Below are 12,658 nucleotides of genomic sequence, written 5' to 3'. Positions count from 1 at the left end.
TGAACACAAATTAAGACTGATTTGCAACGGATTTTATTGGGTATATAACTTTTGAAAATTATAAATCCGTCAAGGCCGCCGGTGCGGTCTCCGCATTAAAATCCGTGTTCCATAAATCTCAAAGCTCCTTCTCCCAATCCACTATAGCATTGGTCATGGCTTCAAATTCTATCAAAAAACCATCATGTCCATAAGTGGAATCAATTTCCACATATTTGGCATTTGGAATAAACTGGGCGATTTTCTCTTGCTCAATAGGGGGAAATAATATATCAGAAGTAATACCAATTACCAAAGTTTTGGCCAAAACAAGTTCAAGTGCCTTTTGGATGCCTCCTCTTCCCCTACCAACATCGTGCGAATCAAACATTTTAGAAAGTGTCCAATAAGAATAAGCGTTGAATCGCTTCAAAAGCTTCTCTCCCTGATAGTTTTGATAAGTATTGGCTCTGAAAAAATCCACTTGACCGGCATCTCTCGATTGTGTACGGTTATAAGTTTCATAATTTCTATAGGAAAGTAAAGCAATCGCTCTGGCGACTTTCATCCCTTCCATACCGGCGTCTGGTGTGCTAGATTCCCAAGTTGGGTCGTTAGAAATAGCCATCCTTTGGCTCTCATTGAAAGCAATTCCCCAAGGAGAATGGAGGGCATTTGTAGAAAAAAGTATTTGTTTTTGTATAACCTCAGGCTCCAAAACTGACCATTCTAATGCCTGCTGGCCTCCGAGCGAACCACCGAGCAGATAAGCAATTGAATCAATTTCAAGGTTCTTGCGTAGCAGTATGAGCGAATTTACAACATCCCTAATACTGACAAACGGAAAATCATGAAAATACTGTTGTCCAGAAAGTGGATTTACACTCAAAGCGTTGGTAGAGCCATAATGCGATCCTAGTACATTTACACAAATAACAAAATAATGTTTGGGATTAAATAGTCTCTTCTCTCCTATCAAGCCACTCCACCAATCAGATGGATTGGCATTTCCGGTAAACGCATGACAAACCCACACTACATTCGACTTATCGGCATTTAACTCACCATAAGTCGTATAAGCAAGTTCTAACTCTGGCAACCACTCTCCGCTTTCCAAATGAAACGGTGCCTCAAACTTAAATAAATGATTTTTGACCATATTTAGCAAAAATTCAAAACAAATATTTTAAAAAAGAATCCTCCAATAAAAGGAGGATTCAAACAATATCAACAGCTTAGAGCCTCCGAAATATCAGCCTTTATATCTTCAATATGCTCTATACCAAGCGAAATTCTCAAAAGATTTGGATCAACGCCAGCGGTCAACTGTTCCGACTCAGACAACTGCGAATGCGTCGTAGATGCCGGATGAATGATTAAGGTTTTGGCATCGCCAACATTGGCCAAATGTGAAATAAGTTTCAAGCTATTCACAAATTTCTCCGCTCTTTCTCGTCCACCTTTTAGCTTGAAAGACAAGACACCGCCAAAACCTCTGGTGAGATATTTTTTGGCCAAATCGTGTGAAGAATGACTTTCCAATCCTGGATAAGTAACAGATTCTACCTCCTCGTGTGCATCCAGACATTTAGCTAAAGCCAATGCGTTTTCACAAGTTCGTTCTACTCTCAAAGTTAGCGTTTCTAAACCTTGAAGAAGCAAAAATGAATTGAAAGGTGATTGGGCAGGACCCCAATCTCTAAGGCCTTCTACCCTACAACGAATTATAAACTGTATGTTCCCAAACGGACCACCAATACCAAAAACATCATTCATCACCAAACCTCCATAACTTGGCGATGGAGCCGTAAACTGAGGATATTTACCATTTCCCCAATTAAAAGTGCCGCCGTCTACAATTACTCCGCCCATCGTTGTTCCATGCCCGCCAATCCATTTGGTGGCTGACTCTACAATCACATGGGCTCCGTGCTTGAGCGGCTGACAAATAGCACCACCTGCTCCAAAAGTATTATCTACAAATAGCGGCAAATCGTATTTCTTCGCCAAAGCCACAAAACCTTCAAAATCTGGAATATTCAGCCCAGGATTTCCAATGGTTTCTACATAAAGCAATTTGGTCTTTTCGTCGATCAGGGCTTCAAAACTAGCCAAATCATTGCCTTTGGCAAACCTTGCCTCCACACCAATATTCTTGAAAGAATTCTTAAATTGATTGAAAGTACCACCATACAAAAACGAACTCGTCACGAAGTTATCACCAACGGTAGTTACATTGTTGATAGCAATAAACTGAGCTGCATGGCCGGAACTGATGGCCAAGGCCGCAACTCCTCCCTCCAAAGCCGCCAAACGTTTCTCAAAAACATCGTTCGTTGGGTTCATAATTCGGGTATAAATATTCCCAAATTCTTTCAAAGCAAAAAGGTTGGCTCCGTGTTCGGAGTTTTTAAACTGGTAAGCCGTAGTTTGGTAAATCGGCACCGCTCTTGATTGGGTAGTAGGGTCAACCTCTTGTCCTGCATGTAGCTGCAGCGTTTCAAATCTTAAATCAGACATGTTTGTAAAAAATTAAAAAAAGTTTAACAAAGCATTGCTCGAAAGCAATTCCAGCTCCGATTTTCGGAGATAGCGTAAAACCAACAGGAATTTGAAAAATCGCTTGATTGGTTTATAAGTCCTAATGGCCACTTTGAGCCGCTTAGGTAGGTATTGGCACCTTTTCGATGGGTATCGTCAGGTTGCCCGAGTTTCATAGAGCCTATTCTCTCCGCTCGTCTTTATAAATCAATCATTCAGCTACTGCAACAGTGAAGAATGAATTGATGATGCAAAACTATGAAAGTTTTTTAAATAACAAAAAAGTTTTTTTGTGTGTTTGTCAGAATAAGGCTTTGGAACTTTTTCAAGACTGTTTTCGTATTTATCCGTAACCAAACGATTTCTGGATGTTCGGCATATTCAAAAGAAAATCAAAAAACACAGCATTTACTTTTACACATCACCGTAAACTTTCTGAAATAGAAGAAAGTTGGGACTCACTTTTACCGGCCAATCACCACCTTTTGAGCAAAAACCTTCACTTTATTGAGCAAAACACGAGCATTCAGGGGCATTATATCAAGGTTTTCAAAAATGGCATTTTCTCGGGAAATATATATTTGCAAAAAGTAAACGTGCCCATCAATAACATTGGTTACTCGCTCAAGAATTTTCAAAGATTAGAGTGTATCATTAATTCTATAAAAAGTGTGCGTTGTGGTTTGGATTTCTTGGTATGCGGTAACATTTTCAGACCAAACCAAGAAGGTTACTTTTTCAACAATGGATTGACCAAGGAAACGGTTTTTGAAGAATTCATAATCTACATTGAAAATTTAGAAAAAGAGATAGGTTTTGCAGGCATACTTATCAAAGAATGCAATTCTCCTTTGCTAAGAGAGGGGAAATTTACTCCAATCAAACAAGACGTATCGATGGAGATGACGCTTAATTCTGATTGGTTGACAATTGGTGATTATGTGGAAGATTTGGACAAAAAATACAGAAAACGTTTCCAGAAAATACACGAATCGGGTGCTGAGCTAGATAAAAGAGAGCTAAGTTCAGATGAGCTCCAGCATTTCCAGAAGCAAATGTTTGAGCTTTATAATCAAGTATATAGCACCCAAGAATTTAAATTGACGGATATTTCGGAGTCTTATTTTATAAACCTCAAGACTGTATTAGGCGAGAAACTAAAAATATACGGTTTCTTTAAAAATGAAGAGCTTTTGGCTTTTAGTACGCATATTTATAATGAAAAACGCCAGATGGAAATTCATTATATTGGACTAAACTATGAATGGAACAAAAAGTATAATTTGTATTTCAATATTCTACAATTTGGCTTAGAACAAGCGATTATAGACAAACAAGAATCTTTGGAATTGGGCAGAACTGCACATGTAGCAAAAGCTAGCTTAGGAGCTAAACCTACCCCAAATTACAATTATGTTTATTTCAAAAAGCACATTTATAGTTGGAGTTTTCAGCTTTTCCTAAGAAAAATGTACAACAATATTGAATCTGAATGGCAAACCCGAAGCCCGTTTGCAGCTGGGGTAGAAGTGTGAATTAATCCTTAATAATATTGGCCTTTTCAATAATTTGTTTGGCAATATCACAATTTGGAACGGTGGTTTCTTCCATTTGAGCGTCTGAACTCATGGCGAAATAGCTGTTTTTCAATACTTTGTATTTGGCTTTTTCAAATAATAAGTTGTTATCACCAAGAACCAGCTCTTCAAGTGTTTTTTGACTTTCAGCATCCAAATTCGGGCCTGGGCTTTTGTAATATAATAAGGAGTATGTTTTTTCTTTCAAGTCTAGAGAGCAGTTTTCAATATTCTCTACATTGATTTTGGTAAAAAGTAATTTATTGTCTGATTTATAGCCAAAAAGAAGTTTTAGTGCCAGATCACGATGTATTTTACCTTGACTTACTGACTCTAGAATTTTATAGTCAAATTCTTTTTTCTTTTCATCAGAAATACCCGAAAAAGGTTTTACTTCCGTTGAATAACCCCCATCATAACGAAAATACATTCGAAATCTATACTTTTCAATATTCCAAGCGAATGAATTCCTCAAAAAATCGGAGTCCTCAACAAACATAACTTCTTCAGCAACAAACCCCTCTGAAATAACATAATCTACTAAGGTTTCCTGAGCTTTATTAAATAATTCCTTGCTTATTCCAGCCATTAATAGATAATTCGCGTCTAATTCTTTTTTAGTCAAAGCTTTGTTTGTTTTCGAAGAATTCAAATTCTTCGACAATATTTGCTGGCCTTTCCCATCTTCACCCACGAAAAAAGTCACGGAATTTGCGTTTAAAGTATCATAGACACTATTATACAAAGTTAATTTATCAGACAGTCCAACAATAATTTTCTCCTGCGGCATGCTTTGAATTTGCTCATAAAGAAACTTAAAACTATTCCATTGACTTTTTATATTATCGAGCATGAAAACCTCTTTTAGTTCCAAAGAACTACCAGGAATTCCCTTCTTCGCCAATTTCATAAGTAAAGGCTTAGCACCTTCAAAATCATTTAGAAGAAATTTACAGGCCACAGCATTAAAAATATCTCTGGCCAGTGGTGTTTTTACAGCCGAAAATGCAGTTTGATATGCTGTAAAAGCAGTTTGGTAATCATCCTGTGTAATGGCCATTTCTGCCCGATTAATGGCTGGATAATATTCTTTTCTAAAATCTACTTGTGCGAAAAGCGGAGAGGTTAATAAAAGTGTGAGAAAAATAAATAAGGTTTTCATTGGTTCTAGTCTTGGATAATGGTGGCACCAGCAAGCATTTTTTGTGCAACTTCACAATTGGGCACCACGGATGATTCCACAGAAGAACGCGTATTGAGGATAAAATATTTGTTTTTATCTATTCCAAATACCTCCTTTTTGAATCTATCGTCCAAACTCTCCAGACCGTATTTATCTTTAATCTTCTTGTACTCTTTTTGTTCCTCTGATGTCAAAACATTCTTTTTTAGGAACCGGATGTTCTCAATATCGTCAAATTCTTTTCCACATTCGGAACTATTCTCTATGGTAAGTGTAAATGAAGTCACCTTTATCTTTTCCGGAATTTCCTTTTCAGAAGATTGAGAAATAGCCACTTGAGGGCTCAAAAACCCCTGATATACAGCATCTTGAAGTTTTTCATCTATGTATTTCTGCTCTGTTTCGTTCATAAAACTGCTTATGTTATCCGCTCTTCCAACTCTTCTATCTCGATTAAAAGTAAAAAAACTCAAAAACGAAAAGAGATCATGGTCGTGCGTATGAAAAGTCTCCACTTGACTATTGCCTTCGTATAAGGCCATAGGATTTTCCATGATTAGCAACAAAATTTCTTTGGCTTCATTATAAATATCCTCTTTGGTGGCCTGAGAATCCTTGGTCTCTTTCTCCACCTCCTCCATGGAGTATTTTAGTATTTTAGCTCTATCCTCAGCAGTTGTTTCATTAGAAAAATAGGCGTTAAAATCTTTCCTTTTGATCGCATGGGTTGGTGGATTTGCTCCATTTGGCAAATTTACGAAGCTTTCTGCACCAAACTCAAAAATCATTTTTCTGAGAATATCTAAATTTGTAAAGTGATATTTCAAGAAATCGTTTAACTCTTTTGGCTCAAAAAACTGCTCATAACTGGGCTTGAAATTTTTCCAAGATTCGGTGTTGTATCCCACCTCAAAAATCTCTCGTTGTTCCAAAGTTTCGGCTTTTACACCCCGCTGGGCCATTTTAAAGAGATATAATTTGCCACCTTCGAAGTCATTTTGGTATAATTTACACACAGTGGCATTGTACAAATCACGAATCAACGGAGTTTTAGTGAGACTGAATGCCGAAAAATAAGCTTGGCTGGCCTCCAAATATTCCTGTTTTACTAGATGAAGCTCGGCCTTATTGATTAAGGGAAAATAAGTTTTGCGAAAATCTTGTTGAGCAGATAATCCGATGGCATTTAACAAAAAAAGTATCGTAAAGATGTTTCGCATGGTAGTTTTTTAGTGAAACTTATTGCAATATAAAAACTCACCTTTCCCATTAACGAAAATTAATAAATCATTAACATTTTTTTTATCGGTGTACTTCAGATAATTTTATGAAAAATCTAAAAATAATGATAGAAAACAGCCAGCTAATTACCCATTTCTATAACGCTTTCAAAGCCAAAGATTTCAAAACCATGCAAGAGAGTTATAGATCTGATGCTATTTTCAACGATGAAGTATTCACCAACCTGAATGGTGTAGAAGCTGGCCAAATGTGGGAAATGCTCATTAAAAACGGTAAAGATTTGGAATTAAAGTTCGAGATTATCAGCAGCGACGAAAATTATGTAAACGCCAGATGGATAGCCAAATACACCTTTTCTAAGACTGGCAGGTTGGTAATAAATGACATACAAGCTTTTTTCAAAATAGAAGAAGGCAAAATAAGCCAACACACTGATAGTTTTGATTTTTACAAATGGGCTAGGCAAGCTTTTGGGCTAACTGGGCTTTTAATAGGCTGGACAACATATTTCAAAGCCAAAGTACAGAAAACAGCCATGGGAAGTTTGGAGAAATTCATTAAAGGCAAATAATCAACTCACTTTAACAACACAAACATCAATTTGTCACCTTCTTCAGTCGACTTAAACTCAGCCGTAACAAACTGGCTATCAATTAGTTTATCAGGTGTGACGAAAATTCGCTCACATTTTGCAAGTTTTTCTACGAATTCGTCGAGTTTGGAATTTTCTGAGCCGTCTTTGGTCGAATACGCCAGCTCTACCTTATAATTAAAACCCTTCACAAAACCCGAAGTGACTTTCTGAATGTCATATTTGCCTGAGAAGGCAGATTTTTTGTAAAAGCCTTTGAATTCTCCGGTTTTGAAATCCATTTCAATCTCAATTTTCGACTTTTCCCATTGACTTTTAAGCTCTACCAAATCTTCTGTGGATTTTGGTAAGAGTCTATATTTTTCAGTCGGCATAGTTATGGTAGGATGATTTTTTTTCTGACAAGCGGTGAATATAGTTAGAAAAGCAAAAAACAGGGCTATTTTTTTCATGAGGAAGGATTTAGAAGGAGAAAATCGTCTTTATGAACAAATGTATACATTTTCTCGAAATCTCGCATGGCATTTATAAAGGCTATTTTTTGAAAGCATTGAATGTCATCCTTTAGAATCTTTTTTTCTGTAATAATTCCAGAATCCAACAAAGCCTTTCTCCTTATACCATTCAAAAGATAGTTTTCTGGAGTAAACCAGGTATTACCATCGAAAAAAACCAAATTACTGTACGTTGCATCTGTTAATATTCCATTTTTCAAAAAAATCACATCGTCAAAATCAGCATTCTGGTTGAAGTCCTCATCAAGAATTTTCCTATCTAAAAACTTAAAATCATATTTGATATTGGGTTTTTCCAAAAGTTTAATTTTGTGGTGGTCTTTAATGGTATAGCTGTCAATTGTCACGCTTTCCAAATATTTAGCATACACCACTTTTACTTTATACAACCCATTCTTTTTTTCACAAGGAATCATCAATTCCTTCTCCAAGTCTATATCCTTTATGTTTTCAAAAAATGCATTTCGGGTGCGATTTAATCGCTCAGAATGCAAATCAAGCAAATGCATTTTTCCGTCTTGCAACTTTATACTTTCAAAAAACTGGTACATAAATTTTTTGATTTAGTTCCTCGTATTCTTTTCTTGCATCGCTCCTACTCGTTATACCTCCACCGCTTTTGAACACCAAGCCGTTTTCATTTTTTTCTATAAAGCGTATCATTACAGCAGAGGTCAATATTTCGCCATCAAATAAACCAAAAACTCCCGTATAATAATTCCTTTGGCTCTTTTGGTGCAAATCATTTTCGGCTTCCCTAATTATTTCCAAAGTTTTTTCCTTGGGTGCTCCTGAGATAGAACCAGCGGGTAAAAGTTCAAAGAACCAATCCCCGATATTGTTTTTCCAGTCTTTCGGCAATTGTCCGCAAACTTCGGAGCTCACCTGCAACAATTCCTGACCGCTGTTTCTGCGTATTTTGTCGATATATCTAAATCGCTCCACCCACACTTTTTCGCAAATTTTACTCAAATCGTTTCGAATCAAATCTACAATGGTGGTATGTTCATATAGCTCTTTCGGATCATTAAGTATATCATTTTCAGCATCTTTAACATTTGCATCTATCGTTCCTTTCATTGGAAACGACGAAATCTTTCCATTTTTATTTACCGAAACAAACGACTCAGGGGAAAAACAAACAAACTCATCCTTAAGACAGAGTTTATATTTGGCTTTGGTAAAATTAATGATTTTTTCGAAAGAAATATTTACTTTAATTGGATTAGAAACCGTCAAGTTTGTCAAAAAACTATTACCTAACTCTAGGTTATATTTAACAAAATCAAAGGCCTTTTCATATAACCCAAATGAGATCATTTCAGAAGAAATCTCTGGTTCATTTATTAAATCTTTGTCGACAAAGTTCTGATATACCGAAAATTCATCCTTGAATGCATATTTGATTTCTTCGGGCGAAATTTCATCAAGAGGAATGACGAGATTTTCAGTTTTATCAAAACCGATTATAAACAAAAAAGGGCAATTTAACTGCCCTAATTTATTCATTTCTAATACAGTATCTTTCTCAGACAGTTTATGCATAAGCTTCAATTGGCTCGCATGCACAAACCAAATTTCTATCTCCGTAGGCAGAATCAATTCTGCTTACAGCCGGCCAGAATTTATTAAATTTCAACTTTTCGTTCGGGAAGGCTGCTTTTTCTCTGCTATACGATTTATCCCAATTTTCGGCCATCACCACCCTTTGGGTGTGAGGTGCATTGACCAAAACGTTATTGTCAGCTGGATAAATGCCAGACTCAATTTCGGCTATTTCCTCTCTAATAGCTATCAAAGCATCACAGAATTTATCCAATTCGGCCTTAGATTCAGATTCAGTTGGCTCTATCATCAAAGTACCTGCCACAGGAAACGAAACCGTTGGAGCATGGAAACCATAATCCATCAAACGCTTGGCGATGTCTTCTACCTCCACATGAGCTGACATTTTGAAAGGACGACATTCTACTATCATCTCATGGGCACAATGTCCATTAGAGCCTGTGTACAATATATCAAAATGCTTCTCTAGTCTCGATTTTATATAGTTGGCATTCAAAATGGCATATTTCGTAGCGTTGGTTAAACCATCAGGACCCATCATAGCGATATAAGCGTAAGAAATTGGTAAAACGCTAGCACTTCCCCATGGAGCAGCCGAAATACCATTGATGGCTTTTTCACCACCAGTTTTTATTACCGCATTGCCTGGTAAAAACGCTGCCAATTCAGCCGTAACCCCTATTGGTCCAACACCAGGACCTCCACCACCGTGAGGAATAGCAAAAGTTTTGTGCAGATTCAAGTGACAAACGTCTGCTCCAATTTTGCCTGGAGAGGTTAAACCTACTTGAGCATTCATATTGGCACCATCCATGTACACTTTCCCGCCATAACTGTGAATTATCTCACATATTTCAATGATGGTTTCTTCAAAAACACCATGGGTAGAAGGATAAGTAACCATCAGGCAAGCCAAATCCTCGGCATGCTCTGCGGCTTTTAATTTCAAATCTTCTACATCAATATTTCCTTTTTCATCGCATTTCACCACAACCACTTTCATTCCAGCCATAACAGCAGATGCAGGGTTGGTTCCATGTGCCGAAGACGGTATCAAGGCTATATTTCTAGCACCATGGTTATTTTGCTCGTGAAAAGCTCTAATAACCATTAAACCTGCTAACTCACCTTGAGCTCCAGAATTGGGTTGAAGCGAAACTTTTGCAAAACCAGTAATTTCAGAAAGCCAATCACACAATTCATCAAACATCATTTGATAACCCACTGTCTGATCTACAGGAGCAAATGGGTGAATATTTCCAAATTCTGGCCAAGTTACGGCTATCATTTCAGAAGTAGCGTTTAGCTTCATGGTGCAACTTCCTAACGAAATCATGGAATGTACCAATGAAAGGTCTTTACTTTCCAGAGATTTCAAATAACGAAGCATTTCGTGTTCGGTATGATATGAATTAAATACCGGATGCTTCATGTAATCATCCTCTCTGCCTAAATTTTCTGGAATACTAATTTCCACATCGTGCTTAAGGTTCATCACTAAACTCTCGCCTCTCGCTTCTGCAAAGATTTCAAGTAGCAAACCTAAATCTTCAAGCGTTTTGGTTTCGTCAAATGATATGCTGATATCTTCTGTGCCGTGGTATCTAAAATTAACTCCTCTAGATTCGGCTATTTGACGAATTTTGGTATTATCCAAAACATCCAAAGTAATGGTATCAAAATAGTTTTGATTCAACACTCTGTAATCCAACCCTTGAACGGCATTGGCAAATGACTTGGTCAAACCATGTATTTTTAAGGCTATTTCTTTCAAACCATCTGGCCCATGATAAATACAATATGCAGCAGACATTACCGAAAGTAATACCTGAGCTGTACAAATATTCGAGGTCGCCTTTTCTCTTCTGATATGTTGCTCACGCGTTTGAAGAGCCATTCTCAATGCAGGATTACCTTCTGAATCTATTGATTTTCCAATAATTCTACCCGGAATGTGTCTTTTAAATTCGTCTTTCGTGGCAAAAAAAGCAGCATGAGGTCCACCGTAACCCATTGGAACACCCAAACGCTGCGATGTCCCTATAACCACATCAGCACCCATTTGTCCTGGGTTCTTAAATATAGTTAATGATAGTAAATCTATTCCAACACACACTTTAATATCAGAAGTGTGCAAACGAGAAATTAAGTCTGTATAATCTGCAATCTCTCCAAATGTATTTGGATTTTGAAACATGACACCAAAGACATTCGATTTTTCAAAATCAAAGGTATCTTGATTACCTACTATTATATTTACGCCAATTGGGGTGGCTCTTCCTGTAATTACATCTATAACTTGCGGATGACAACTTTCTGAAATAAAGAAATCGTTGGCGTTTTTCTTTGCCCCTTTTTTAATGTTGTAAAACATTGACATAGCTTCCGCAGCAGCAGTAGCTTCGTCCAAAAGGGATGCATTTGAAATCTCCATTCCAGTCAAATCGGTCACGATCGTTTGGAAATTTAAGAGCATTTCTAATCTTCCTTGGGCTATTTCAGCTTGATATGGCGTGTAAGCTGTATACCAAGAAGGATTTTCTAGAATATTTCTTAAAATAACTTTCGGAACGGCGGTATCATAATATCCTCCTCCTATGAACGATTTGTAAACTTTATTTTTTGATCCCAAAAACTTCAATTTTTCCAAGAGTTGTGTTTCTGATAGTGCAGCTGGCAGATTCAACATTTTGTCCAATCTAATATTGGCAGGCACAGTTTCGTCGATCAGTTGCTCTAGGTTTTCTACACCTATTTCAATGCACATAGATTCTAATTCGGATGAAGTTTTGCCTTGATGTCTTTTTTCGAATTTTTCGTGATTAGTAAGAGTGACTTTCATGAAGTTTTTTGGGGAGAAAATTAAAATGCAAATTTAAGAAAATAAACTACTTGAGAAAACAAAATGTTTTGGTTTCTTTGCCTTACAAACAAATTTATCAATGAACAAAATCAGCTTATTATTTTTAGCTCTTTTGGCTAATACATTATGTTTAGCCCAGTCGCCTCGACAAACTTTCCAGGAAACCATCAACGAAGAAGACCTCAGAAAACACCTCACATATATTGCTTCAGATGAGCTCGGTGGTAGAGATACAGGCTCAGAAGGCCAGAAAAAAGCCGCCGAATACATAACGAATCACCTATCCGCTCTTGGTATAACTCCAATAGTACGAGATCAAATGGGCAAAATGAGTTTCCAGCAAAAAATTGAATTGTATAAAAACGGATGGAAAGAATCCTATGTAGTAATCAATGGTAAGAAGAAAGTATTTTTCAATGATTACTTTCCAGTTGGAATGATTAATATCCCTGTTGAAAAGGAAATTGAAACTGTTTTTGTGGGTTATGGCATTCAATCCGAAACCTCAAATGACTACTTAAACAAAAGCGTAAAAGGCAAAGCGGTTATTTTGATAGAAAATGAACCGAAAAACAAAGCCGGAAAGTTTGTATCGAGTAA

10 protein-coding genes, 1 pseudogene and 1 riboswitch are annotated in these 12,658 nt (G+C 36.9%); of the genes and pseudogenes, 3 read left to right on the top strand and 8 right to left on the bottom strand.

The genetic code is table 11. The features are described from left to right. Positions 1–118 precede the first annotated feature (118 nt). Both metX and EGI24_RS13890 read right to left on the bottom strand, forming a co-directional pair. Entirely contained in the window at positions 119–1,138 is a 1,020-nt protein-coding gene (metX, locus tag EGI24_RS13895) for a homoserine O-acetyltransferase (protein ID WP_255049047.1), read from the bottom strand. A gap of 68 nt (positions 1,139–1,206) precedes the next feature. Then, positions 1,207–2,499: an O-acetylhomoserine aminocarboxypropyltransferase/cysteine synthase family protein gene (locus tag EGI24_RS13890; protein ID WP_255049046.1), complete on the bottom strand. Its 1,293-nt coding sequence runs from the start codon at positions 2,497–2,499 to the stop codon at positions 1,207–1,209. A 109-nt stretch (positions 2,500–2,608) separates the two neighbouring features. After that, positions 2,609–2,729: riboswitch (SAM riboswitch) on the bottom strand. A 159-nt stretch (positions 2,730–2,888) separates the two neighbouring features. Here EGI24_RS13890 and EGI24_RS13885 point away from each other — a divergent pair. Further along, positions 2,889–4,055, top strand: a complete 1,167-nt coding sequence (locus EGI24_RS13885; protein WP_255049045.1) for a hypothetical protein — start codon at positions 2,889–2,891, stop codon at positions 4,053–4,055. Position 4,056: 1 nt separating this feature from the next. On the opposite strand, the gene EGI24_RS13880 is transcribed toward EGI24_RS13885, so the two are convergent. After that, positions 4,057–5,259 carry a hypothetical protein gene (locus EGI24_RS13880; RefSeq protein WP_255049044.1) on the bottom strand — a complete coding sequence of 401 codons (1,203 nt, stop codon included), beginning with the start codon at positions 5,257–5,259 and terminating at the stop codon, positions 4,057–4,059. Between the two features lie 5 nt (positions 5,260–5,264). Further along, the gene (locus tag EGI24_RS13875; protein WP_255049043.1) at positions 5,265–6,500 is read right to left on the bottom strand and encodes a hypothetical protein; all 1,236 of its coding nucleotides are present in this window, start codon (positions 6,498–6,500) and stop codon (positions 5,265–5,267) included. A gap of 107 nt (positions 6,501–6,607) precedes the next feature. Here EGI24_RS13875 and EGI24_RS13870 point away from each other — a divergent pair, with 107 nt between their 5' ends. Continuing rightward, positions 6,608–7,093: a nuclear transport factor 2 family protein gene (locus tag EGI24_RS13870; RefSeq protein WP_255049042.1), complete on the top strand. Its 486-nt coding sequence runs from the start codon at positions 6,608–6,610 to the stop codon at positions 7,091–7,093. Between the two features lie 5 nt (positions 7,094–7,098). On the opposite strand, the gene EGI24_RS13865 is transcribed toward EGI24_RS13870, so the two are convergent. From EGI24_RS13865 to gcvP, 4 genes are read right to left on the bottom strand one after another with little or no spacing between them, the layout of a single operon-like run. Beyond that, positions 7,099–7,566, bottom strand: coding sequence for a hypothetical protein (locus EGI24_RS13865; RefSeq protein WP_255049041.1), 468 nt, complete (start codon positions 7,564–7,566; stop codon positions 7,099–7,101). Beyond that, positions 7,563–8,180, bottom strand: a complete 618-nt coding sequence (locus tag EGI24_RS13860) for an aminotransferase class IV (RefSeq protein ID WP_255049040.1) — start codon at positions 8,178–8,180, stop codon at positions 7,563–7,565. The genes EGI24_RS13865 and EGI24_RS13860 overlap by 4 nt, the downstream gene beginning before the upstream one ends. Further along, positions 8,164–9,174 carry an aminodeoxychorismate synthase component I gene (locus EGI24_RS13855; RefSeq protein WP_255049039.1) on the bottom strand — a complete coding sequence of 337 codons (1,011 nt, stop codon included), beginning with the start codon at positions 9,172–9,174 and terminating at the stop codon, positions 8,164–8,166. The genes EGI24_RS13860 and EGI24_RS13855 overlap by 17 nt, the downstream gene beginning before the upstream one ends. Next, positions 9,167–12,037 (bottom strand): aminomethyl-transferring glycine dehydrogenase, encoded by a 2,871-nt coding sequence (gene gcvP, locus EGI24_RS13850; protein WP_255049038.1) that lies wholly within the window; start codon positions 12,035–12,037, stop codon positions 9,167–9,169. Before gcvP ends, EGI24_RS13855 begins: the two co-directional genes overlap by 8 nt. 100 nt (positions 12,038–12,137) lie before the next feature. Here gcvP and EGI24_RS13845 point away from each other — a divergent pair. Then, positions 12,138–12,658: pseudogene (locus tag EGI24_RS13845) on the top strand (peptidase M28); the annotation flags it as partial.

The organism is Lacihabitans sp. CS3-21 (assembly GCF_024343675.1).
GTDB lineage: Bacteria > Bacteroidota > Bacteroidia > Cytophagales > Spirosomataceae > Leadbetterella.
This window is presented reverse-complemented; position numbering and strand designations above follow the sequence as displayed.